We start from the raw sequence: 23,699 nt of genomic DNA, 5'->3' as shown, positions 1-23,699 counted from the left end.
GGCCCAGAATCCGGGGAGGCACCTGAAACCCGGAGCGTTTACGCCATGTCAACCACCACCGAGCCCTTCGGCCGTACGGTCTGTGCGATGGTGACCCCGTTCACCGCCGACGGCGCACTCGACCTCGACGGCGCGCAGCGGCTCGCCGGCCACCTCGTCACGGAGGGCGGCTGCGACGGCCTCGTCCTCAGCGGCACCACCGGCGAGTCGCCGACCACCACCGACGCGGAGAAGACCGCTCTCGTCACGGCCGTCGCCGAGGCCGTGGGCGACCGCGCCCGGATCACGGCCGGGGTGGGGTCGGCCGACACCCGGCACACCGTCGAACTGGCCCGGGCCGCCGAACGGGCCGGCGCCCACGGCGTCCTGGTGGTCACCCCGTACTACAGCAGGCCGCCGCAGGAGGACATCGCGGAGCACTTCCGCACGGTGGCCGACGCGGTGGGCGTCCCGGTGATGCTCTACGACATCCCGGGCCGCACGGGCACCCGCATCGAGCCCGACACCATGCTGCGACTGGCCGAGCACCCGCGCATCGCCGGGGTCAAGGACTGCGCGTACGACCTGCTCGGCAGCTCGAAGGTGATCGCGGCGACGGGCCTCGCCTACTACTCCGGCTGCGAGGAGCTCAGCCTTCCGCTGCGGGCGGTGGGAGGAACGGGCTATGTCAGCACCGTGGCCAATGTCGCGGGCCCGGCGCTGGCCGCCGTGCTGGACGCGTTCGACCGCGGCGAGAACGCCGAGGCGACCCGGCTCCACCAGCGCGTCCTGCCCTTGGTGGAGCAGATGATGGGCGCGGGACTGCCCGGCACGGTCACGGCGAAGGCCCTGCTGGGAGCGCTGGGCCTCCCGGCCGGGCCGGTGCGGGCGCCGCTGCGCGCGGCGACGCAGGAACGCACCGAGGCGCTGCTGGAGGCGTACGAGGAGGCGACCGGCGCGGACGGGCGGTAACTACGCCCAGCAAGGGGCGGGGTGGTGAACCCCGCCCCCGCTCACGTCAGTCGTTGCTGTGCAGGATCTCGTTGAGCCCGCCCCACGTGCTCTTGTACGGGCGGGCCTCGACGGCGCCCGTGGTGGAGTTGCGGCGGAAGAGGATGTTGTCGGCGCCCGACAGGGTCAGGGCCTTGACGATCTCGCCGTCCGGCATGGTGACCCGGGTGCCGGCGGTGACGTAGAGGCCCGCCTCGACGACGCACTCGTCGCCCAGCGCGATGCCGATGCCCGACTCGGCGCCCAGCAGGCAGCGCTCGCCGATGGAGATGATCTGCTTGCCGCCGCCGGACAGGGTGCCCATGGTGGAGGCGCCGCCGCCGATGTCGGTGCCGTCGCCGACGACGACGCCCGCGCTGATCCGGCCCTCGACCATGGAGGTGCCGAGCGTGCCGGCGTTGAAGTTGACGAAGCCCTCGTGCATGACGGTGGTGCCGGAGCCCAGGTGGGCGCCCAGGCGGACCCGGTCGGCGTCGGCGATGCGGACGCCGGAGGGGACGACGTAGTCGGTCATGCGCGGGAACTTGTCGACGCTCGTCACCTGGAGGTGGAGGCCCTCGGCGCGGGCGGCAAGGCGCGCGGCCTCGACCTGGTCGACGGGGACCGGGCCCAGCGAGGTCCAGGCGACGTTCGCGAGCAGGCCGAAGACGCCGTCGAGGTTCTGCCCGTGCGGCTTGACCAGACGGTGGGAGAGCAGGTGCAGCCGCAGGTAGGCGTCGTGCGCGTCGGCCGGCTTGTCGTCGAGCGAGGCGATGACCGTGCGGACGGCGACGACCTCGACCCCGCGGCGCGGGTCCGGGCCCACCGCCTTGAGGACGCCCTCGCCGAGCAGCTCCGCGGCCCGCTCGGTGGTCAGCCGCTCGGTGCCGGCCGGGCCGGGGGCGTCGGTGAGCTCGGGGGCCGGGAACCAGGTGTCGAGGACGGTACCGTCCGCGGCGACGGTGGCGAGGCCGGCGGCGACGGCGCCGGTGGTACGGGAAACAACAGCATCGGTCATGTCCGGAAACCTAACCGGACGGGCCCGCCCAAGGCGAACCGGCCGCCCCACCCGCACCCCTTACCGGCCCGCCACACACCGGTCACGCGGATGGCGCAGCCCCGCCAGCCGGTCGGCCGCGCTCGCGTCGCCCGCCCGGATGAACCGGCATATCCAGTGGAGTGGGCGCTCCCGCCCGCTCCACTGTCCACTGTCCCGTCGTGAACGGATGCCGCATGAGACAGCTCCGGCGCTGCCTGACCACGGCCCTGGTCCTGGCCCTCCCGCTCACCGCCGCCGCCCCGGTCGCGGCGGCCGACCACCGCCCCGGCCCCGGCCGCTCGGCGCACTCGGCGCACCGGGCGCACCCGGCCCGCCTGGCGCCGCTGCGCAGGACGGCCGGCGAGCCGGTGCCCGGGCACTACATCGTCACCCTGCGCAAGGGCGCCAGCCCGCGCACGCTGACGAGCGTGCTGGGCGTCGTCCCGGACCGCATCTACACCCACACCCTGACCGGCTTCGCCGCCCGGCTCACCCCGCAGCAGTTGGAGGCCGTGCGCAGCTCCCCGGAGGTCGAGGCCGTGGAGGAGGACGCGGTCTACGCCCAGGCGGCCGAGGGTCCCCCGTCCATACGCCCCCGGGCGGCGACGGACTCCTGGGGACTGGACCGCGTGGACCAGCGCACCCTGCCCCTGGACGGCCGGTTCACCGTCAACGGCACCGGCGAGGGCGTCACGGCCTACATCATGGACACCGGCATCGACTACTCCCACCCCGACTTCGGCGGCCGGGCCCGCAAGGGCGTCGACGAGGTGACCGCGGGCGGCGACGCCCGGGACTGCGCCACCGGCAGCGGCCACGGCACCCACGTGGCGGGGGTGGTGGGCAGCGCGACGTACGGGGTGGCGCGCCGGGCGTCGCTGGTCAGCGTGCGGGTGCTGGACTGCGCCGGGCGGGGCACGACCTCGGCCATCGTCTCCGGCTTCGAGTACGTGTCCACGAGCGCGCCGCCCGCCTCGGTCCTCAACGCCTCGCTCGTCGGCCCGATGTCGCAAGCCATGGACAACGCCGCCAACAGCGTGGCGGCCAAGGGGACGCCGCCGCTGGTCGCGGCCGGCAACTCCAACGACAGCGCCTGCAACCACTCCCCTGCCGCCGCCCTCCAGGCCCTGGCCGTGGGCGCGACGAACCGCATGGACCAGATGACGGACTTCACCAGCTACGGGCCGTGCGCGCGGATCCTCGCCCCGGGCGACGAGATCCTCTCGCTGCGGGTGGGCGGCGGCACCACCACCAAGAGCGGCACCTCGCAGGCCACCCCGTTCGTCACGGGCGTCGCGGCCCTGTACAAGGCGCAGAACCCCGCCGCGAGCTCGGCGACGGTCGTCAACTGGCTCATCGCGCAGTCCACGAAGGACGTGGTGACGGACATCAAGCCGGGCACGCCCAACCGGCTGCTGTACACGGGCGGTCTCTGACGGACAATCGTCAGGGATCCATGCCGCCGATGCCAGGGAAACCCGACGATGCATCACTTGCCGTCCGAGACACGGCCGCACGCGGTGACGTTCATGGGCTGGCCCCCGGCCGGCCCGGTCTGGGGCAGGTGGACGGCCGCCGTCCGCGAGGACGTCGCCGCGATCGCCCGGACGATCGCCGACCACGAGCCGGTCGTGCTGCTCGCCTCGCCGAAGGACGCGGCGAGCGCCCGGCGGGCGTGCGGCGGCGCGGTGGAGGTCGTGGAGCTGCCCGTGGACGACCTCTGGCTGCGCGACTCCGGGCCGGTGTTCGTCACCGGCGAGGACGGGACGCTCCACGGCGTCGACTTCGGCTTCAACGGCTGGGGCGGCAAGCAGGAGCACGCGCGGGACGGCCTGGTGGCCCGGCGCCTGCTGGAGCTGCTCGGCGTCCCACGGATCGAGGCCCCTCTCGTCGCCGAGGGCGGCTCCCTGGAGACCGACGGCGACGGCACGCTGCTCGTCACCGAGAGCTCGCTGGTCAACGACAACCGCAACCCGGGCCGGACCCGCGACGCCGTCGAGCGGGATCTCGCCGGGCTGCTCGGCGCCCGGAAGGTGATCTGGCTTCCGGGCGTGCGCGGCGAGGACGTCACCGACTGCCACGTCGACGCCCTCGCCCGCTTCGCCGGGCCCGCCACCGTGCTCCTCAGCCGCCCGCCCGTGGACACTCCCGCGGTGTGGGCCCGGGTGTACGAACAGGCCCGCGCGGCCCTGGAGTCGGCCACCGACGCCCGGGGCCGCGCCCTGGAGATCATCGAGCTCCCGGAGCCCGACCCCGCCGCCCTGGGCGAGCGGGGCGAGGACTTCCTGGGCTCCTACGTCAATTATTACGTGGCGAACGGCGCCGTGATCGTCCCGCGCTTCGGCGACCGCCGCGCCGACGAGGAGGCGGCCGCGATCATCGGCTCCCTCCACCCGGGGCGCGACGTACGCACCGTGGAGATCCCCACGCTCGCGGAGGGCGGGGGCGGCATCCACTGCGCGACACAGCAGCAGCCCGCCTCCTGACGGGGTCAGGAGGCGGGCTGCCGCTGTTTTGAAGCGCGCCGCTCAGGCGTCAGACGTTGAAGCCCAGCGCGCGGAGCTGCTCGCGGCCCTCATCGGTGATCTTGTCGGGGCCCCACGGCGGCATCCAGACCCAGTTGATCCGGAGCTCGTTGACGATGCCGTCGGTCGCGGACTTCGCCTGGTCCTCGATGACGTCGGTCAGCGGGCAGGCCGCGGACGTCAGCGTCATGTCGAGGGTGGCGATGTTGGCGTCGTCGATGTGGATGCCGTAGATCAGGCCGAGGTTGACGACGTCGATGCCCAGCTCGGGGTCGACCACGTCGTAGAGGGCCTCGCGGACCTCCTCCTCGGTGGCCGGCTTGGTGGTCACCTCGCCGGTCGCTTCCTCGGTCGTCGCGTCTGCGTTGTCGCTCATGCGGTCTTCCTCGCCGTGTTCTCGGGTCCTTCGCCCAGCGCCTGGGCGGTCGCGTCCTTCCACGCCATCCAGCTCAGCAGAGCGCACTTGACGCGTGCGGGGTACTTGGAGACGCCGGCGAACGCGACCGCGTCCTCCAGCACCTCCTCCATGGCGTCGTCCGGCTCGAGCCGGCCCTTGGACTGCATCAGCTCCAGGAAGGTCTCCTGGATCCGGCGGGCCGTATCGAGGTCCTTGCCGACCAGCAGCTCGTTGAGCACCGAGGCGCTCGCCTGGCTGATGGAGCAGCCCTGGCCCTCGTAGGAGACGTCCTCGATCGTCTCACCGGACAGCCGCACGCGCAGCGTGATCTCGTCGCCGCAGGTGGGGTTGACGTGGTGGACCTCGGCGTCGCCGTCCCGCAGACCGCGCCCGTGGGGATTCTTGTAGTGGTCCAGGATCACGTCCTGGTACATCGAATCAAGCTTCACAGTCAGCCCTTGTCACCCGAAGAAGTTCCGTACGTGCTCCAGGCCCTCGATCAGCGCGTCGACCTCAGCGGGGGTGGAGTACAGGTAGAACGACGCTCGCGTGGTCGCCGGAATTCCGTAGCGCAGGCAGACGGGACGGGCGCAGTGGTGGCCGACCCGGACCGCGATGCCCTGCTCGTCGAGGACCTGGCCCACGTCGTGCGGGTGGATGTCGCCGAGCGTGAAGGAGACGGCCGCGCCGCGGTCCTCGGCCGTGGTGGGGCCGATGATGCGGAGGTCGGGGACCTCCTGGAGCCGGCGGATCGCGTATTCCGTGATCACGTGCTCGTGGCGGGCGATGTTCTCCATGCCGATCGAGGTGAGGTAGTCCACCGCGGCGCCGAGGCCGACGGCCTGGGCGATCGGGGGCGTACCGGCCTCGAACTTGTGGGGCGCGGGGGCGTAGGTGGAGGAGTGCATCGAGACGGTCTCGATCATCTCGCCGCCGCCGAGGAACGGCGGGAGGTCCTCCAGCAGCTCCTGGCGGCCCCACAGGACGCCGATGCCGTCCGGGCCGCACATCTTGTGGCCGGTGAAGGCCACGAAGTCGGCCTGGAGCGCCTGGACGTCCAGGGGCATGTGGGGGGCGGCCTGGGAGGCGTCGATGACGACGAGCGCGCCGACCTCCTGGGCGCGGCGGACGATCGCCTCGACCGGGTTGACCGTGCCCAGGATGTTGGAGACCAGCACGAAGGAGACGACCTTGGTCTTCTCCGTGATGACCTGGTCGATGTTCGACAGGTCGAGGCGGCCGTCGTCGGTGAGGCCGAACCACTTCAGCTTCGCGCCCGAGCGCTGCGAGAGCAGCTGCCACGGCACGATGTTGGAGTGGTGCTCCATCTCCGTGATGACGATCTCGGTGTCGTGGTCGACCCGGTAGGGCTCGTCGGCCCAGGCGAGCATGTTCGCCACGAGGTTGAGCGACTCGGAGGCGTTCTTGGTGAAGATCACCTCATCGCGGCTCGGGGCGTTGACGAAAGCGGCGATCTTGTCGCGGGCGCCCTCGTACAGCGCCGTGGCCTCCTCGGCGAGCACGTGCACGCCGCGGTGGACATTGGCGTTGTGCCGCTCGTAGTGGGCGTTGAGCACGTCCAGGACCTGACGCGGCTTCTGGGAGGTGGCCGCGTTGTCCAGGTAGACCAGCTTCTTCCCGTCGTGGACCACACGGTCCAGGATCGGGAAGTCCTTGCGGATCGCGTCGGTGTCGAGGAGGCCCGGCAGCAGTATCGTCACGCCGTTACGCCACCCTTCACGTACGCCTCGTAGCCCTCGTTCTCCAGCTTGTCGGCGAGCTCGGCGCCGCCGGACTCGACGACGCGGCCGTTGGCGAAGACGTGGACGAAGTCGGGCTTGATGTAGCGCAGGATGCGCGTGTAGTGGGTGATCAGCAGGGTGCCGACCTCACCGGTCTCGCGGACGCGGTTGACGCCCTCGGAGACGACGCGCAGGGCGTCGACGTCCAGGCCGGAGTCGGTCTCGTCGAGGATCGCGATCTTCGGCTTGAGGAGCTCCAGCTGGAGGATCTCGTGGCGCTTCTTCTCACCGCCGGAGAAGCCCTCGTTGACGTTGCGCTCGGCGAAGGCGGGGTCCATCTGGAGACGCGCCATGGCCTCCTTGACCTCCTTCACCCAGGTGCGCAGCTTGGGGGCCTCGCCGCGCACGGCGGTGGCGGAGGTGCGCAGGAAGTTGGAGACCGAGACGCCGGGGACCTCGACCGGGTACTGCATGGCGAGGAAGACACCGGCGCGGGCGCGCTCGTCGACGGACATCTCCAGGACGTCCTCGCCGTCGAGGGTGACGGTGCCGCCGGTGATCGTGTACTTGGGGTGGCCGGCCAGCGAGTAGGCCAGGGTGGACTTGCCGGAGCCGTTGGGGCCCATGATGGCGTGGGTCTCGCCCTGCTTCACGGTCAGGTCGACGCCCTTGAGGATCTCCCGGGGGCCGTTCTCGGCTTCGACGGAGACGTGGAGGTCGTGGATCTCAAGCGTTGCCATGGGGAACTCAGGACTCCTGGGTGACGGAGACGAGCACGTCGTCCCCTTCGATCTTGACGGGGTAAACGGGGACGGGCTGCGTCGCGGGGAGGCAGTCGGGCTTGCCGGTGCGCAGGTCGAAGCTGGAGCCGTGGAGCCAGCACTCGATGTGGCAGTTCTCCACCTCGCCCTCGGAGAGGGAGACGTTCGCGTGCGAGCAGATGTCGTTGATCGCGAACACCTCGCCCTCGGTGCGGACGAGGGACACCGGGGTGCCGTCGACCTCGACGCGCTTGGGCGTGTCCTCCTCGAGCTCGCCGAGGGAGGCCACCTTCACGAATTCGCTCATGCGACCGCCGCCTCCAGCTCTGCCTCGATCTTGGCGATGAGGCGCTCCTCCAGCTCGGGGATGCCGATCTGCTGGACGAGCTCGGCGAAGAAGCCGCGCACGACCAGGCGGCGGGCCTCGTACTCCGGGATGCCGCGGGCCATCAGGTAGAAGAGCTGCTCGTCGTCGAAGCGGCCGGTCGCCGAGGCGTGGCCGGCGCCGACGATCTCACCGGTCTCGATCTCCAGGTTGGGGACGGAGTCGACGCGGGCGCCGTCGGTGAGGACGAGGTTGCGGTTGAGCTCGTAGGTGTCGGTGCCCTCGGCCTCCGCGCGGATGAGGACGTCGCCGATCCAGACCGCGTGGGCGTCCTTGCCCTGCAGCGCGCCCTTGTAGACGACGTTGCTGCGGCAGTGCGGGGTGTCGTGGTCGACGAAGAGGCGGTGCTCCTGGTGCTGGCCGTTGTCGGTGAAGTACAGGCCGTAGAGCTCGGCCTCGCCGCCGGGGGCGCCGTAGACGACCCGGGGGTGGAGGCGGACCAGGTCGCCGCCGAAGGTGACGATCACGGACTTGAAGGAGGCGTCGCGGCCGACCAGCGCGGTGTGCTGGGCGGCGTGGACGGCGGTGTCGTCCCAGTCCTGGACGGAGACGACGGTGAGCTTGGCGCCGTCGCCGACGAGGTACTCGACGTTGGCGGCGAGGGTGGCGTCACCGGTGTGGTCGATGACGACGACGGCCTCGGCGAAGGCGCCGATCTCGACGACCTGGTGACCGAAGGCCACCCCGCCCTCGCCGCGCACGGAGATCCGCACGGGCTCGGAGAGCACGGTGTCCTTGGGGACCGAGACGACCGAGGCCTTCTCGAAGGAGCTGTACGCCTGGGCGGCGACCCGGTCGACCGGCTTGCCGGAGCGGCCCAGCCGGGCGTCGTCCCGGCCGACGGTCTCCACGGTCACGCCCTCGGGGGCCTCGACCTCGACCTTGACGCCGGCGCCGTCCGCCACCGCCGTGCCGTCGTGCAGACCGCGCAGGCGGGCCAGCGGGGTGAAGCGCCACTCCTCCTCGCGGCCGTGGGGGACCGGGAAGTCCGCGACGTCGAAGGAGGCGGGCGCGCTCACCCGGGCGTCGATGGGCTGCCGGGGGCCGCCCACCTGGATGGCGCCGTCGGTCGTGCTGCCGGCGGGAGTGTTGTCAGCCATGGCTGTCGTCGTGCTCTCTTCCTGTCACAAAGGGTTCGCTGCGGGAGGCGGTGGCGGGGCTAGCCGACCGCTCCTTCCATCTGCAGCTCGATCAGCCGGTTGAGCTCCAGCGCGTACTCCATGGGCAGCTCGCGGGCGATCGGCTCGACGAAGCCGCGCACGATCATGGCCATGGCCTCGTCCTCGGACAGGCCGCGGCTCATCAGGTAGAAGAGCTGGTCGTCGCTGACCTTGGAGACGGTCGCCTCGTGGCCCATGGAGACGTCGTCCTCGCGGACGTCGACGTAGGGGTAGGTGTCCGACCGGGAGATGGTGTCCACCAGCAGGGCGTCGCAGAGCACGTTCGACTTGGAGCCGTGGGCGCCCTCGCCGATCTCGATCAGACCGCGATAGGAGGTGCGACCGCCGCCTCGCGCCACCGACTTGGAGACGATGTTGGAGGAGGTGTTCGGCGCCATGTGGACCATCTTGGCGCCGGCGTCCTGGTGCTGGCCCTCGCCGGAGAAGGCGATGGACAGGGTCTCGCCCTTGGCGTGCTCGCCCATCAGGTAGACGGCCGGGTACTTCATCGTCACCTTGGAGCCGATGTTGCCGTCGACCCACTCCATGGTCGCGCCCTCGTAGGCCACGGCGCGCTTGGTGACCAGGTTGTAGACGTTGTTCGACCAGTTCTGGATGGTCGTGTAGCGGCAGCGGCCGCCCTTCTTGACGATGATCTCCACCACCGCGCTGTGCAGCGAGTCGGAGGAGTAGATCGGGGCGGTGCAGCCCTCGACGTAGTGGACGTAGGCGTCCTCGTCGACGATGATCAGCGTCCGCTCGAACTGGCCCATGTTCTCCGTGTTGATACGGAAGTAGGCCTGCAGCGGGATGTCGACGTGGACACCCTTCGGGACGTAGATGAACGAGCCGCCGGACCACACGGCGGTGTTCAGGGAGGCGAACTTGTTGTCGCCGACCGGGATCACCGTGCCGAAGTACTCCTGGAAGAGCTCGGGGTGCTCCTTCAGGGCGGTGTCGGTGTCCAGGAAGATGACGCCCTGCTCCTCCAGGTCCTCGCGGATCTGGTGGTAGACGACCTCGGACTCGTACTGGGCGGCGACACCGGCGACCAGGCGCTGCTTCTCGGCCTCGGGGATGCCCAGCTTGTCGTAGGTGTTCTTGATGTCCTCCGGCAGGTCCTCCCAGGAGGCCGCGGCCTTCTCGGTGGAGCGCACGAAGTACTTGATGTTGTCGAAGTCGATGCCGGAGAGGTCGGAGCCCCAGGTCGGCATGGGCTTCTTGTCGAAGAGCCGCAGGCCCTTCAGGCGGAGCTTGAGCATCCACTCGGGCTCGGACTTCTTGGCCGAGATGTCGCGGACGACCTCCTCGGAGAGGCCGCGCTTGGCCGCGGCACCGGCCTCGTCGGAGTCGGCCCAGCCGTATTCGTACGTGCCCAGGCCCTCGAGCTCAGGGTGGGCAGTCTCCGTGGGGAGAGTCATGCGGGGTTCCTCCCGGCCGTGCTGGTGGATGCGGTGGTGGTCTTTTTGGGGATGAACGTCGTGCACACCCCGTCGCCGTGGGCGATGGTGGCAAGACGCTGCACATGTGTCCCGAGCAGGCGGGAGAAGACCTCGGTCTCCGCCTCGCACAGCTGCGGGAACTGCTCGGCGACATGGGCGACCGGGCAGTGGTGCTGGCAAAGCTGTTCGCCGACCGGTGCGCTACGCGCCGTAGCAGCGTACCCGTCCGCGGTCAATGCCCGGGCGAGTACCTCCGCGCGGTCCTCGGGGGCGGCGGCCTCCAGGGCCTCGCGATACCCCTCGGCCTGGGCGGCCATCCGGGCCCGGGCGAACGCGGCGACGGCGGCCTCGCCCATCTCGCCGCCTCCGGCGGACTGGGCGATCCAGCGCAGGGCGTCCTGGGCGAGCTTGTCGTAGGCCTGGTCGAAGGCGTCCCGGCCGCAGTCGGTGAGGGCGAAGACCCTGGCGGGCCGGCCGCGGGTGCGCGCCCCGTAGACGCGCTTCTCGCGGGCCTCGACGACACCGTCGGCGACGAGGGTGTCGAGGTGGCGGCGGACGGCGGCGGAGGTCAGCTCCAGCCGCACGGCCAGCTCGGCGGCGGTGGAGGGCCCGTGATCGAGGATGGACCGGGCGACGCGATTGCGGGTGCCGTGCTGCTCGTCGTGAGCGCGCTGCTCGGGAGCGGGCACCCCTCGCGACGGCGCGGGCAGCACCGGGCGCGACCCGGCGGCCACCTCGGCCACGGGGCCCTGCGAAGCCTCGCCCGCGTATTTCACAACACCATTGTTGCGTAATTACCCGAAGGCCGACAAGCTCCACCGGGTCACGGAACGGTGGCTTTGATCACTTAGGGTCACCTAACCGCGACCCCCGCCGGGGTCCGTTCCGCCCCGCCCTCCGTACACTTCCCCGCATGCATGAAGAGCCCGCGGTCGAGGTCCACGGCCTGGTCAAGCGGTACGGGACGAAGACCGCGGTGAACGGTCTCGACCTGACCGTCGCGCGCGGCGGCGTGACCGCCGTCCTCGGCCCCAACGGCGCCGGCAAGACCACCACCATCGAGACCTGCGAGGGCTACCGGCGGCCCGACGCCGGCACCGTCCGCGTCCTCGGCCTGGACCCCCTCGCCGACGCCGCGGACCTGCGCCCCCGCGTCGGCGTGATGCTCCAGAGCGGCGGCGTCTACGCGGGCGCCCGCGCCGAGGAGATGCTGCGCCACACCGCGTCCCTCCACGCCCACCCGCTGGACGTGGGCATGCTGATCGAGCGTCTCGGGCTGGGCGACTGCGGCCGTACGACGTACCGCAGGCTCTCCGGCGGCCAGCAGCAGCGCCTCTCGCTCGCCATGGCCGTCGTCGGCCGCCCCGAGCTGGTCTTCCTCGACGAGCCGACGGCCGGCCTGGACCCGCAGGCCCGCCGCGCCACCTGGGACCTGGTGCGCGAGCTGCGCGCCGACGGCGTCACGGTCGTCCTGACCACCCACTACATGGACGAGGCGGAACAGCTCGCCGACGACGTCGCCATCATCGACGGCGGCAAGGTCATCGCCCAGGGCAGCCCGGAGCAGCTCTGCAAGGGCGGCGCCGAGAACACCCTGCGCTTCAGCGGCCGGCCCGGCCTGGACCTCGCCTCGCTCCTCAAGGCGCTGCCCGCCGACTCCGCCGCCGCCGAGCCGGCCCCCGGCTCGTACCGCGTCAACGGCACGGTCGACCCGCAGCTCCTCGCGACGGTGACGACCTGGTGCGCCCAGCACGGGGTCATGCCGGACCGCATAACGGTCGAGCGGCACACGCTCGAGGACGTCTTCCTCGAACTGACTGGTAGGGAGCTGCGCGCATGACCGCCACCGGCACCTTCGCCCCCCGGCCCGGGGCCGCGCCGCTGTCGCGGATGATCCGCGCGCAGGCCGCGCTGGAGACCCGGATGCTGCTGCGCAACGGCGAGCAGCTGCTGCTGACCGTGGTCATCCCCACGCTCCTGCTGGTGCTCTTCAGCGCCGTCGACATCATCACTGTGCCGACTTCGAAGACGGGCGGTGAAGGCAAGTCCGTCGACTTCCTGACCCCCGGTGTGCTGGCCCTGGCCGTGATGTCCACGGCCTTCACCGGGCAGGCCATCGCGACGGGCTTCGAGCGCCGCTACGGCGTGCTCAAGCGGCTCGGCGCGTCCCCCCTGCCGCGCTGGGGGCTGATGACCGCGAAGACGGCCGCCGTGCTGGTCACCGAGGTCCTGCAGATCGTGCTGCTGACGGCCGTCGCGTTCTCGCTCGGCTGGTCGCCGCACGGCGACCCGCTCGCCGTCGTCCTGCTGCTCGTCCTGGGGACGGCCGCGTTCTCGGGGCTCGGCCTGCTGATGGCCGGGACGCTCAAGGCCGAGGCGACGCTCGCGGCGGCCAACCTGGTCTTCCTGCTGCTGCTGGTCGGCGGCGGGGTGATCGTCCCGCTGGAGAAGTTCCCGGGCGCCGTCCGCGCGGCACTGGAGGCGCTGCCGATCTCGGCGCTCTCCGGCGGCCTGCGCGACGTGCTGCGCGACGGCGCGGGCGTGCCCTGGGCCGACCTCGGGATCCTCGGCGTGTGGGCCGTCCTGGGCCTGGGCGCGGCGGCGCGCCTCTTCCGCTGGGAGTAGGACGCGGCCGGGGCACGCGGGACCCTCGTGAATCCGTGCACAAGCACCCCCTTACGATGACTTCGTGCCGAAAACGCTGAACCCCCTCCAGCTCGTCGCCGACCGCTGGCAGCCCTCCGCCCGCTTCGTCGAGCGGGCCGCGCTCGCCTGCGTGGTCATGTCCGTGATCATCGTCGTGACGGGCGGCGCGGTGCGGCTCACCCAGTCCGGGCTGGGCTGCCCGACGTGGCCGACCTGTACCGAGGACAGCCTGACGCCCACGCCCGCGATGGGCATCAACGGCGTCATCGAGTTCACCAACCGCATGCTGACGTATGTGCTGTGCGCGGTGGTCGGTGTGGCGATCGTGGCGGCACGCGCGCGTGCCCCGCGCCGCCGCAGCCTGACGAAGCTGGGCTGGGCGCAGTTCTGGATCGTCGCGAGCAACGGCATCATCGGCGGCATCACCGTGCTGACGGGCCTCAACCCGTACATCGTCGCCGCGCACTTCCTGGCGGCGACCTCGCTGCTGACGGTGGCCACGATCATGTGGCTGCGGACCCGTGAGGGCGACGACGAGCCGCGTGACGTGGTGGCCCGCCCGGTGCGGCAGCTCGGCTGGGTGCTGGTGGTCGCGAGCGCGCTGCTGATCGTGGCGGGCACGGTGGTCACGGGCTCGGGCAGGCACGCGGGCGACGCCTCCAAGGACGTCCACCGCATCCCGCTGGACTGGCATGAGGTCACCCAGCTGCACGTCGACTTCGTCTACATCGTCGTCGGCCTCACCGTGGCGCTGTGGTTCGCGCTGCGGGCCGTGAAGTCCCCCGAGGGGCCGCGCCGCAAGGTCGTCGAGCTGTTCGTCGTGATCATGCTGCAGGGCGTGATCGGCTATGTGCAGTACTTCAACGACTCGCCCGAGATCGTCGTCGGCGCCCACATGCTCGGCTCCTGCCTGATGTGGGTCGCCGTGCTGCGGGTGTTCCTGTCGCTGCGCGAGCGCGGCGAGGCGCCGGTGCTGCCTGCTCCCGCCGGTGAGCACGAGGCGCTTCAGACGGCCGCCGCGTCCAGCCGGTAGACCCTGCGCGCGGTGCCGGCGGCGACGAGGGAGGCGATCCGTGCCGCCTCCGCCGCCCGGCACCAGCCGTCGGCCACCCAGTCGCGCATCAGCTTGTCCATGGCGCGTGTGAACAGCCGGGCGGCCACCACGTAGAGCTCCGCCAGGGCCCGCGCCCCGGTCGAGAACAGCAGCTTGCCGAACGGTGCCTCGCGCAGTGTCTCCTCCGGCCGGGCCCCGACGTCCGCGTAGACGTGCGGGAAGGCGGCGGCCAGCTGGGCCGCCTGCCGCCGGTGCCAGGGGTCCGGGAGCAGCACCAGGTCCACGCCCCGGCTCGCGGTGGCCCGCAGGAAGCCGGCCAGCCGCTGCGGCCGCGCGCAGTGCAGCTGGACGGGCAGTCCCGTGGCGACCGCGCTCCACAGCAGATGGCGGACGAGCACGGGGTCGTCCGGCGTGTCGCCCGTGCGGCGCGTGCGCAGCCAGCGTCCGGCGGCCTCGCGCACCTCGGTGGCGTCCGGGGGGCTGTCGTCGCAGAAGGTGACGCCGGTGGCGAAGGCGGTGGCGCTTCCGGAGGCCGCGTAGAGCGCTTCGGCCGTATACGCGAGGAAGGCGTCCAAACCTCCGGTCGTGTCGGCGATCCGGGCGGCCAGCGGTTCGAGCCGGACGACCTCGTGGGCGCGGCCCTCGGCGGCGTGGGCCAGTTCGTCCGGCGAGGTGAGGGCGGGTGTGGCGCCCGCCTCCAGCAGGAACGTCCCGATGCCCGCGCCGCGCAGCAGGAGGCGGCCGGCGCGGTAGGCGCCCAGTTCGCGGCGGCGGGCCAGATAGCTCACGGGCGCGCAGTGCGGCTCCAGCCCCAGCAGGGGCGGGCACCAGCGGCGTACGGCCAGGCCGGCGCGGCTGTCGAAGAAGGTGGTGCCGGGCGGTGCGGGCCCGGTGGACCCGGCGGCCTCGGCCAGATGGGTCTCGAACTCCCCGAGCCCGAGGTCCGCGTGGACGGCGCCGTGGCTGTACTGGTCGACGAGCGGCGGTATGCCGCCGTCCATCCTGCCGTCCATCGCGCCCCCTCCTCGCCGGTCCCCACCGCGCGGCGCCGGGGCGCCGCTCCCGGTGGGTCTAACGGACGAGGGGGCCGTCAGTTATCGCCGGGGTTCCTCGGCCCGCCGATCTGGATGCCGGCCATGCGGGACCACTCGTAGGGGCCCGTGCGGACCTTGGCGGCCAGTTCCCCGTCGAAGTCGTCGTGGAGGGTGATCCCGGCGAGCCTGGCGGCTTCCCGCGCGGTCTCCATGTCGCGGGCGACGAGGTTGCCCCACTCGCCGTTGGCGCCGACGAGGGCGATCCGGGTGGTGCCGCGGGCGATGTGCGCGAGCTGGCCTTCGGCGTCACCGCCGTGGCTCTTGGCGAAGGCGGTGATCTGCTTGGCCAGCTTGGCGGCCCGCTTGTTGTCGGCCTGCGGGGCGTCGGCCGCTGCCTGCTTGGTGTCGTCTGCCATGGCCAGGATGCTACCGACGGGTAGCACAAACGGCGATGGGCGGCGCGGGTGGCCTTGGCCACCCGCGCCGCCCATCGGACGGTCCGCGGTCCTACCGGAGGAACGGGTCGATCGCGACCGCCGTGAACAGCAGCGAGACGTAGGTGATCGACCAGTGGAAGAGCCGCATCTCCTTGAGCTTCGCGCCCGTGATGCCGGCCTTGGCGCGGGCCTGGAGGGCGTGGGCCTCCTTCAGCCAGAAGGCGCCGCACAGCACGGCGACGGCCGTGTAGAACCAGCCGGTGTACCCCAGCGGCTGGAGCAGCAGCGATACGCCGACCATCACCCAGCTGTAGAGGACGATCTGCTTGGCCACGGCCTTGTTGCCCGCGATGACCGGCAGCATCGGCACGCCGACGCGCTCGTAGTCGTCCTTCACCTTCATCGACAGCGGCCAGTAGTGCGGCGGTGTCCAGAAGAAGATGACGAGGAAGAGGATCAGGGAGGCCCAGGAGACCTCGTTCTTCACCGCGGACCAGCCGATGATGACCGGCAGGCAGCCCGCGATGCCGCCCCAGACGATGTTCTGCGCGGTACGCCGCTTGAGGATCATCGTGTAGACGACGACGTAGAACGCGTTGGCGCCGAGCGAGAGCATCGCCGACAGGGGGTTGACCAGGAACCAGAACCAGATCGTCGAGCCGACGGTCAGCGCGCTGGCGAACACCAGGCACTCGCGGGGGGACACCATGCCCGTGACCAGCGGACGCTGGGACGTACGGTCCATCATCGCGTCGATGTCACGGTCGTAGTACATGTTGAACGCACCCGCGCCACCGGCGGACAGGTAACCGCCGACGCAGGTGGCCAGCACCAGCCACAGGTCCGGGACGCCCTCGGCCGCGAGGAACATCACCGGCACCGTCGTCATCAGCAGCAGCTCGATGACGCGCGGCTTCGTCAGTGCCACGAAACCCTTGACCCGGGCCCCGAACGGCCGGTGACCAGGGCTCTCGACGAGCACCCCCGCAGGACGGGATTCGACGGCCGTCACGCACACCCCTGAGAGAGATAAGGCCAGCAAGCTCGTCCGGGCATGAATCCCGGGTAAAGGCTTGCGCGTACTACGCCACTCTAGACGCAGGGGACAGCGGGGCCTCCGCCGGGGTGGGGTCGTGTTGAGGCGCCGGGTTCAGCGGGCCGAACGGGGCCGAACCCGGCAGAACGGTCCCCTCCGGGAGGCGGGCGGGCGCCGGGCCCGGCAGGCTGGAGTGGAGGCCCCCGCAGCGGGACGGGAATGAATCCCGCCCGGGTGCGGTTGCCCGGGTCGGCGATCAAATGATCGAGGATCACTCGACCGGAACTCGACGATCAAATGAGAGCCGCGCAGCACGACTGTGAGTCGAAAAAACGCCCGTCCAGGCGGGGGTAGGCTCGTCAGCGCCGCGTCGTGGCGGAACATACCGCCCCCGGCAGATCGCATATGTGGAGAGGAGCCCTGATCCGAGGGTGAGCACCAAGCCGACCACCACAGACCTCGAATGGACCGAACTGGACCAGAGGGCAGTCGATACCGCCCGCGTCCTGGCCATGGACTCCGTGCAGAAGGTCGGCAACGGCCATCCCGGCACGGCCATGAGCCTGGCTCCCGCGGCCTACCTGCTCTTCCAGAAGCTGATGCGGCACGACCCCAGTGACGCCGACTGGGTCGGCCGCGACCGGTTCGTCCTCTCCCCGGGCCACACCAGCCTGACCCTGTACACCCAGCTCTTCCTGGCGGGTTACGGGCTGGAGCTCGCGGACCTCAAGGCCTTCCGCACCTGGGACAGCAAGACCCCGGGCCACCCGGAGCACGGCCACACCGTCGGTGTGGAGACCACCACCGGCCCGCTGGGCCAGGGCATCGCCAACGCCGTGGGCATGGCCATGGCCGCCCGCTACGAGCGCGGCCTGTTCGACCCGGAGGCCCCGAAGGGCGAGTCCCCCTTCGACCACACCGTCTGGGCGATCGTCTCCGACGGCGACCTGGAGGAGGGCATCTCCGCCGAGGCGTCCTCGCTGGCCGGTCACCAGAAGCTGGGCAACCTCGTCGCCCTCTACGACGACAACCACATCTCGATCGAGGGCGACACCGAGACCGCCTTCTCCGAGGACGTCCTCAAGCGCTACGAGGCCTACGGCTGGCACGTCCAGCGCATCGAGCAGGGCGCCAACGGCGACTTCGACATCCAGGCGCTGTACGCGGCCTTCCAGGCCGCCAAGGCCGAGACCGAGCGCCCGTCGATCATCGCGGCCCGCACGATCATCGCCTGGCCGGCCCCGAACGCCCAGAACACCGAGGCCTCCCACGGCTCGGCGCTCGGCGAGGCCGAGGTCGCCGCGACCAAGAAGGTCATGGGCTTCGACCCCGAGCAGCACTTCCAGGTCGAGGACGAGGTCCTGGCGCACGCCCGTCAGGTCGTCGACCGCGGCCGCGCGGCCCGGGCCGCCTGGGACAAGCAGGTCCAGGTCTGGCGCGAGGCCAACCCGGAGCGCGCCGCCGACTTCGACCGCATCGTCGCGGGCGAGCTGCCCGACGGCTGGGAGAAGGCCCTCCCGGTCTTCCCGGCCGGCAAGGACGTCGCGACCCGCAAGGCGTCCGGCGAGGTCCTCAAGGCGCTGGGCGGCGTGATCCCCGAGCTGTGGGGCGGCTCCGCCGACCTCGCCGGCTCGAACAACACCACGATCGACGCGTCGTCGTCCTTCCTCCCCGAGGGCAACCCCCTCCCGGAGGCGAACCCGTACGGCCGCACGATCCACTTCGGCATCCGCGAGCACGCCATGGGCTCGACCATGAACGGCATCGCGCTGCACGGCAACACCCGCGTGTACGGCGGCACCTTCCTGGTGTTCTCCGACTACATGCGCCCGGCCGTGCGCCTGGCCGCGCTGATGAAGCTGCCGGTCACCTACGTGTGGACGCACGACTCCATCGGCCTCGGCGAGGACGGCCCGACCCACCAGCCGGTCGAGCACATGGCCGCGCTGCGCGCCATCCCGGGCCTGAACATGGTCCGCCCGGCCGACGCCAACGAGACGGCCATCGCCTGGCGCGAGATCGTCAAGCGGCACACCACCAAGCCCGCGCCGCACGGTCTGGCCCTCACCCGCCAGAACGTCCCGACGTACGAGGCCAACGAGGGCGCGGCCAAGGGCGGCTACGTCCTGCTCGACGCCGAGGGCGGCCGTCCGCAGGTGATCCTGATCGCCACCGGTTCCGAGGTCCAGCTGGCCGTCGAGGCCCGCGAGGCGCTCCAGGCCGACGGCGTCCCGACCCGCGTGGTCTCGATGCCGTCCGTCGAGTGGTTCGAGGAGCAGGACCAGGCGTACCGCGACGGCGTGCTGCTGCCGGACGTCAAGGCCCGGGTGGCCGTCGAGGCCGGCATCGGCCTGACCTGGTACCGCTACGTCGGCGAGGCCGGCCGGATCGTCTCGCTGGAGCACTTCGGCGCCTCCGCCGACTACAAGGTGCTCTACCGCGAGTTCGGCCTGACCGCGGACGCCGTGGTCGAGGCCGCCCGCGAGTCGATCGCCGACGCCGCCCGTCGCTGACGGCGCCCGTATACAACCTGTAGGAGATGCAGAACCCATGACAGACGCACTCAAGCGCCTCTCCGACGAAGGCGTCGCGATCTGGCTGGACGACCTGTCCCGCAAGCGCATCACGTCCGGCAACCTGGCCGAGCTCATCGACCAGAGCCACGTGGTGGGTGTCACGACCAACCCGTCGATCTTCCAGAAGGCGATCTCCAGCGGTGAGGGCTACGAGCAGCAGCTCGCCGACCTCGCCGCCCGCAAGGTCACCGTCGAAGAGGCCATCCGCATGATCACGACGGCGGACGTCCGCGACGCCGCCGACATCCTGCGCCCGGTCTTCGACGCCACCGGCGGTCAGGACGGCCGGGTCTCCATCGAGGTCGACCCGCGCCTGGCGCACAACACGGTCGCCACGGTCGCCGAGGCCAAGCAGCTGGCCTGGCTGGTGGACCGCCCCAACACCCTGATCAAGATCCCGGCCACCAAGGCGGGCCTGCCGGCCATCGCCGAGGTGATCGGCAAGGGCATCAGCGTCAACGTCACGCTGATCTTCTCCCTCGAGCGCTACCGCGCGGTGATGGACGCCTACCTGACCGGTCTGGAGAAGGCCAAGGCCGCGGGCCAGGACCTCTCCCTGATCCACTCGGTCGCGTCCTTCTTCGTGTCCCGCGTGGACACCGAGATCGACAAGCGGCTGGACGCCATGGGCACCGCCGAGGCCAAGGAGCTGCGCGGCAAGGCCGCCCTGGCCAACGCCCGCCTGGCCTACCAGGCGTACGAGGAGGTCTTCTCCTCGGACCGCTGGCTGGCCCTGGAGAAGGCCGGCGCCAACAAGCAGCGCGCCCTGTGGGCCTCGACCGGCGTCAAGGACCCGGCCTACAAGGACACGCTGTACGTGGACGACCTGGTGGCGCCGAACACGGTGAACACCATGCCGGAGGCCACCCTGGAGGCCACCGCCGACCACGGTCGGATCACCGGTGACACGGTGCGCGGCACGTACGAGCAGGCCAAGGCCGAGCTCGACGCGCTCGCGAAGCTGGGCGTCTCGTACGACGAGGTCGTCCAGCTGCTGGAGGACGAGGGCGTCGAGAAGTTCGAGGCCTCGTGGAACGACCTGCTGAAGTCCACTGAGGCGGAGCTCAAGCGCCTCGCTCCGGAGGCATGAATTGAGCAGCAGCAATCCGCTGCGTGACGCTCTGGACCGACGGCTCCCGCGTATCGCGGGGCCGTCGGGCCTGGTCATCTTTGGCGTCACGGGCGATTTGTCCCGTAAAAAGCTGATGCCCGCGGTCTACGACCTGGCCAACCGCGGCCTGCTGCCGCCGGGCTTCTCCCTGATCGGTTTCGCCCGCCGGCAGTGGGCGGACGAGGACTTCGCCCAGGTGGTGCACGACGCCGTCAAGGAGCACGCGCGCACCCCCTTCCGCGAGGAGGTCTGGCAGCAGCTGGTCCAGGGCTGCCGGTTCGTCTCGGGCGACTTCGACGACGACGACGCCTTCGACACGCTGCGCTCCACCATCGAGGAGCTCGACAAGGCGCAGGGCACGGGCGGCAACTTCGCCTTCTACCTGTCCGTCCCGCCGAAGTTCTTCCCCAAGGTCGTCCAGCAGCTGAAGAAGCACGGCCTGGCCGACCAGAAGCAGGGCTCGTGGCGGCGCGCCGTCATCGAGAAGCCCTTCGGTCACGACCTGAAGAGCGCCCAGGAGCTCAACCGGATCGTCCACGAGGTGTTCCCGGCCGAGGCGGTCTTCCGCATCGACCACTACCTCGGCAAGGAGACGGTCCAGAACATCCTGGCGCTGCGGTTCGCCAACACCCTCTTCGAGCCGATCTGGAACCGGTCGTTCGTCGACCACGTGCAGATCACCATGGCCGAGGACATCGGCATCGGCGGCCGTGCCGGCTACTACGACGGCATCGGCGCCGCCCGTGACGTCATCCAGAATCACCTCCTGCAGCTGCTGGCGCTGACCGCGATGGAGGAGCCCGCCTCCTTCGACGCCGACGCGGTGGCCGCGGAGAAGACCAAGGTGCTGGGCGCGGTCTCGCTGCCCAAGGACCTCGGCAAGGAGACGGTGCGCGGCCAGTACACCCACGGCTGGCAGGGTGGCGAGGAGGTCGTCGGCTACCTCGAGGAGGACGGCACCGACCCCAAGTCGAAGACCGACACCTACGCCGCGATCAAGCTGGAGATCGACAACCGCCGCTGGGCGGGCGTCCCCTTCTACCTGCGCACCGGCAAGCGGCTGGGCCGCCGCGTCACCGAGATCGCGGTCGTCTTCCAGCGCGCCCCCTACTCCCCCTTCGACCAGACCGCCACCGAGGAGCTGGGGCAGAACGCCCTGGTCATCCGGGTGCAGCCGGACGAGGGCGTGACCGTGCGCTTCGGCTCGAAGGTGCCGGGCACCTCGATGGAGGTCCGGGACGTCTCGATGGACTTCGCCTACGGCGAGTCCTTCACCGAGTCCAGCCCCGAGGCGTACGAGCGGCTCATCCTCGACGTCCTGCTCGGCGAGTCGAACCTCTTCCCGCGCCTGAAGGAGGTCGAGCTCTCCTGGGAGATCCTCGACCCGATCGAGGAGTACTGGGACAAGAACGGCAAGCCCGCGCAGTACCCGGCCGGCACCTGGGGGCCGGTCGAGGCGGACGAGATGCTCGCACGAGACGGACGGAGCTGGCGTCGGCCATGAAGATCGACCTTACGGACACCACGGCCAGCAAGATCAACAACGCGCTGGTCCAGGGCCGCCGGGCCATCGGCACTCCCGCCATCGGCATGGTGCTGACCCTGGTCATCGTCACCGACGAGGAGCACGCCTACGACGCGCTCAAGGCGGCCAACAACGCCTCCCGCGAGCACCCCTCGCGCAAGCTCGTCGTCATCAAGCGCGTCAGCCGCTCGCCGCGCGAGCGCGCCCAGGCCCGCCTCGACGCCGAGGTGCGGGTGGGCGTGGACGCCGGCGCCGGCGAGACGGTGGTGCTGCGGCTGTACGGCGAGGTCATAGACCACGCCCAGTCGGTCGTGCTGCCGCTGCTGCTGCCGGACGCCCCCGTGGTGGTCTGGTGGCCCGTCGGCTCCCCGGCCAACCCGGCCAAGGACCCCCTCGGCGCGCTCGGCCAGCGCCGGGTCACCGACGCCTACACCGCCGAGGACCCCGTCGCCGAGCTGTCGGCCCGCGCCGCGCACTACGCGCCCGGCGACACCGACCTGGCCTGGACCCGGATCACGCCGTGGCGCTCCATGCTCGCGGCCGCCCTGGACCAGCAGCCCGGTATCGAGATCACCTCGGCCGAGGTCGAGGGCGAGCCCTACAACCCCAGCGGCGAGCTGCTGGCCATGTGGCTGGCCGACCGCCTCGGGGCGCCGGTGACGCGCTCGGTCTCGAACGGCCCCGGCCTCACGGCCGTCCGTCTGGAGACCAAGACGGGCGTCGTCACCCTGGACCGTCCCGACGGCTCCCTGGCCACGCTCTCCATGCGCGGCCAGCCCGACCGGGCCGTGGCGCTCAAGCGCCGCGACACGGCCGAGCTCCTCGCGGAGGAGCTGCGCCGGCTGGACCCGGACGACATCTACGCGTCCTCGGTCAAGTACGGCGTGGACCGGCTGAACCAGGCGCCGGCGGCGCCGAAGTCGGACGAGCCCTCCGCCGCGCCCAAGCCCTCCGCGCCCTCCCAGGGCCAGACCCAGGGTCAGTCCCAGGGCCAGGGCCAGGCCCAGGGCAAGAAGGCGGCGAAGAAGTGAGCACGCCCCAGATCGTCGTGCACCGGGACAAGGAGCTGATGGCCCAGGCCGCGGCGGCCCGGCTGATCACGAAGATCGTGGACGCCCAGGCCGCCCGCGGCTCCGCGTCCGTCGTCCTCACCGGTGGGCGCAACGGCAACGGGCTGCTCGCGGCCCTCGCCGCGGCGCCCGCCCGGGACGCGGTCGACTGGTCCCGGCTGGACCTGTGGTGGGGCGACGAGCGCTTCCTCCCGGAGGGCGACCCCGAGCGCAACGCCACGCAGGCCCGCGAGGCCCTGCTGGACGCGGTGCCGCTGGACCCGAAGCGGGTGCACTTCATGCCCGCGGCGGACGGCACGTACGACGACGCGGACGCGGCGGCGGAGGCCTACGCGGCCGAGCTCGCCGCCGCGGCCCGCCCGGAGGACCATGGCCCCGTGCCGGCCTTCGACGTCCTGCTGCTGGGCGTCGGCCCGGACACCCACGTCGCCTCCCTCTTCCCGGAGCTTCCGGGTGTACGGGAGACGGAGCGGACGGTCGTCGGCGTCCACGGCGCGCCGAAGCCCCCGCCGACGCGGGTCTCCCTGACCCTCCCGGCGATCCGGGCGGCCCGGGAGGTCTGGCTGCTGGCGGCGGGCGAGGACAAGGCCGGGGCGGTGGCGCTCGCGCTGAGCGGTGCGGGTGAGGTGCAGGCGCCGGCCGCCGGCGCGTACGGCTCGCGCCGCACGCTCTGGCTCCTGGACCAGGCCGCGGCGGCCCGCCTCCCCCGCGACCTGTACCCCCCGGCGTCGCCCTGACGGGCACCCGGAAGATACGGCGATGGCCCGCCCCCCTTGCTGAAGGGGGGCGG

23 protein-coding genes are annotated in these 23,699 nt (G+C 71.5%); 11 read left to right on the top strand and 12 right to left on the bottom strand.

Annotated elements, in window-relative coordinates; all coding sequences use genetic code 11:
- The first annotated feature begins 45 nt into the window (after positions 1-45).
- Positions 46-951, top strand: a complete 906-nt coding sequence (gene dapA / locus ACX9I7_RS14480) for a 4-hydroxy-tetrahydrodipicolinate synthase (protein ID WP_126913603.1) — start codon at positions 46-48, stop codon at positions 949-951.
- Between the two features lie 46 nt (positions 952-997).
- Here the strand turns inward: dapA and dapD are convergent, their stop codons facing one another.
- Complete coding sequence (dapD, locus tag ACX9I7_RS14475) at positions 998-1,987, bottom strand: 2,3,4,5-tetrahydropyridine-2,6-dicarboxylate N-succinyltransferase (protein ID WP_387577631.1); 990 nt, start codon at positions 1,985-1,987, stop codon at positions 998-1,000.
- A 215-nt stretch (positions 1,988-2,202) separates the two neighbouring features.
- Here dapD and ACX9I7_RS14470 point away from each other — a divergent pair, with 215 nt between their 5' ends.
- Together ACX9I7_RS14470 and ACX9I7_RS14465 are read left to right on the top strand one after the other, a co-directional pair.
- Positions 2,203-3,444 (top strand): S8 family peptidase, encoded by a 1,242-nt coding sequence (locus tag ACX9I7_RS14470; protein WP_459387551.1) that lies wholly within the window; start codon positions 2,203-2,205, stop codon positions 3,442-3,444.
- Between the two features lie 57 nt (positions 3,445-3,501).
- The gene (locus ACX9I7_RS14465; RefSeq protein WP_459387550.1) at positions 3,502-4,494 is read left to right on the top strand and encodes an agmatine deiminase family protein; all 993 of its coding nucleotides are present in this window, start codon (positions 3,502-3,504) and stop codon (positions 4,492-4,494) included.
- A gap of 49 nt (positions 4,495-4,543) precedes the next feature.
- Here the strand turns inward: ACX9I7_RS14465 and ACX9I7_RS14460 are convergent, their stop codons facing one another.
- Genes ACX9I7_RS14460 through ACX9I7_RS14425 form a run of 8 tightly spaced genes read right to left on the bottom strand, consistent with a single transcriptional unit; the run spans position 4,544 to position 11,196 of the window.
- Positions 4,544-4,909, bottom strand: a complete 366-nt coding sequence (locus tag ACX9I7_RS14460) for a metal-sulfur cluster assembly factor (protein ID WP_358630140.1) — start codon at positions 4,907-4,909, stop codon at positions 4,544-4,546.
- Positions 4,906-5,379 carry a Fe-S cluster assembly sulfur transfer protein SufU gene (sufU, locus tag ACX9I7_RS14455; RefSeq protein ID WP_459387549.1) on the bottom strand — a complete coding sequence of 158 codons (474 nt, stop codon included), beginning with the start codon at positions 5,377-5,379 and terminating at the stop codon, positions 4,906-4,908. The genes ACX9I7_RS14460 and sufU overlap by 4 nt, the downstream gene beginning before the upstream one ends.
- Before the next feature lie 12 nt (positions 5,380-5,391).
- Complete coding sequence (locus ACX9I7_RS14450) at positions 5,392-6,645, bottom strand: cysteine desulfurase (RefSeq protein ID WP_358630350.1); 1,254 nt, start codon at positions 6,643-6,645, stop codon at positions 5,392-5,394.
- A gap of 2 nt (positions 6,646-6,647) precedes the next feature.
- Positions 6,648-7,412, bottom strand: a complete 765-nt coding sequence (sufC, locus tag ACX9I7_RS14445; protein WP_358630146.1) for a Fe-S cluster assembly ATPase SufC — start codon at positions 7,410-7,412, stop codon at positions 6,648-6,650.
- A gap of 7 nt (positions 7,413-7,419) precedes the next feature.
- Positions 7,420-7,740, bottom strand: coding sequence for a non-heme iron oxygenase ferredoxin subunit (locus tag ACX9I7_RS14440; protein WP_126913610.1), 321 nt, complete (start codon positions 7,738-7,740; stop codon positions 7,420-7,422).
- A complete protein-coding gene (gene sufD, locus ACX9I7_RS14435) occupies positions 7,737-8,918 on the bottom strand; it encodes a Fe-S cluster assembly protein SufD (RefSeq protein WP_459387548.1) in 1,182 nt (393 codons plus the stop codon). The genes ACX9I7_RS14440 and sufD overlap by 4 nt, the downstream gene beginning before the upstream one ends.
- A gap of 59 nt (positions 8,919-8,977) precedes the next feature.
- Positions 8,978-10,399: a Fe-S cluster assembly protein SufB gene (gene sufB, locus ACX9I7_RS14430; RefSeq protein ID WP_189454980.1), complete on the bottom strand. Its 1,422-nt coding sequence runs from the start codon at positions 10,397-10,399 to the stop codon at positions 8,978-8,980.
- Entirely contained in the window at positions 10,396-11,196 is an 801-nt protein-coding gene (locus tag ACX9I7_RS14425) for a helix-turn-helix transcriptional regulator (protein WP_459387547.1), read from the bottom strand. Before ACX9I7_RS14425 ends, sufB begins: the two co-directional genes overlap by 4 nt.
- Positions 11,197-11,333: 137 nt before the next feature.
- Here ACX9I7_RS14425 and ACX9I7_RS14420 point away from each other — a divergent pair, with 137 nt between their 5' ends.
- From ACX9I7_RS14420 to ACX9I7_RS14410, 3 genes are all read left to right on the top strand, one after another.
- The gene (locus ACX9I7_RS14420) at positions 11,334-12,260 is read left to right on the top strand and encodes an ABC transporter ATP-binding protein (protein ID WP_189454984.1); all 927 of its coding nucleotides are present in this window, start codon (positions 11,334-11,336) and stop codon (positions 12,258-12,260) included.
- Positions 12,257-13,045, top strand: coding sequence for an ABC transporter permease (locus ACX9I7_RS14415; RefSeq protein ID WP_387577619.1), 789 nt, complete (start codon positions 12,257-12,259; stop codon positions 13,043-13,045). Before ACX9I7_RS14420 ends, ACX9I7_RS14415 begins: the two co-directional genes overlap by 4 nt.
- Before the next feature lie 64 nt (positions 13,046-13,109).
- A complete protein-coding gene (locus tag ACX9I7_RS14410; RefSeq protein WP_387577617.1) occupies positions 13,110-14,099 on the top strand; it encodes a COX15/CtaA family protein in 990 nt (329 codons plus the stop codon).
- On the opposite strand, the gene ACX9I7_RS14405 is transcribed toward ACX9I7_RS14410, so the two are convergent.
- The 3 genes from ACX9I7_RS14405 to ACX9I7_RS14395 form a co-directional block, all read right to left on the bottom strand.
- Positions 14,072-15,133 carry an amidohydrolase gene (locus tag ACX9I7_RS14405; RefSeq protein ID WP_387577615.1) on the bottom strand — a complete coding sequence of 354 codons (1,062 nt, stop codon included), beginning with the start codon at positions 15,131-15,133 and terminating at the stop codon, positions 14,072-14,074. The two genes, ACX9I7_RS14410 and ACX9I7_RS14405, sit on opposite strands and share 28 nt — an antisense overlap.
- A gap of 77 nt (positions 15,134-15,210) precedes the next feature.
- Complete coding sequence (locus tag ACX9I7_RS14400) at positions 15,211-15,570, bottom strand: hypothetical protein (RefSeq protein ID WP_358630166.1); 360 nt, start codon at positions 15,568-15,570, stop codon at positions 15,211-15,213.
- Between the two features lie 91 nt (positions 15,571-15,661).
- A complete protein-coding gene (locus tag ACX9I7_RS14395; RefSeq protein ID WP_189454992.1) occupies positions 15,662-16,603 on the bottom strand; it encodes a heme o synthase in 942 nt (313 codons plus the stop codon).
- Positions 16,604-17,058: 455 nt separating this feature from the next.
- Here ACX9I7_RS14395 and tkt point away from each other — a divergent pair, with 455 nt between their 5' ends.
- The 5 genes from tkt to pgl are packed head-to-tail and all read left to right on the top strand — an operon-like array spanning position 17,059 to position 23,646.
- A complete protein-coding gene (gene tkt / locus ACX9I7_RS14390; RefSeq protein ID WP_387577612.1) occupies positions 17,059-19,140 on the top strand; it encodes a transketolase in 2,082 nt (693 codons plus the stop codon).
- A 37-nt stretch (positions 19,141-19,177) separates the two neighbouring features.
- Positions 19,178-20,293 (top strand): transaldolase, encoded by a 1,116-nt coding sequence (gene tal / locus ACX9I7_RS14385; protein WP_189454997.1) that lies wholly within the window; start codon positions 19,178-19,180, stop codon positions 20,291-20,293.
- Position 20,294: 1 nt separating this feature from the next.
- Entirely contained in the window at positions 20,295-21,818 is a 1,524-nt protein-coding gene (gene zwf / locus ACX9I7_RS14380) for a glucose-6-phosphate dehydrogenase (RefSeq protein WP_387577610.1), read from the top strand.
- Positions 21,815-22,870: a glucose-6-phosphate dehydrogenase assembly protein OpcA gene (gene opcA / locus ACX9I7_RS14375; RefSeq protein ID WP_459387546.1), complete on the top strand. Its 1,056-nt coding sequence runs from the start codon at positions 21,815-21,817 to the stop codon at positions 22,868-22,870. Before zwf ends, opcA begins: the two co-directional genes overlap by 4 nt.
- Positions 22,867-23,646, top strand: coding sequence for a 6-phosphogluconolactonase (pgl, locus tag ACX9I7_RS14370; RefSeq protein WP_189455002.1), 780 nt, complete (start codon positions 22,867-22,869; stop codon positions 23,644-23,646). Before opcA ends, pgl begins: the two co-directional genes overlap by 4 nt.
- Positions 23,647-23,699 lie beyond the last annotated feature (53 nt).

The organism is Streptomyces sp. L500 (assembly GCF_054551825.1).
The sequence above is the reverse complement of the archived record's forward strand: the minus strand, read 5'-3'. Positions and strand labels throughout refer to the sequence as shown.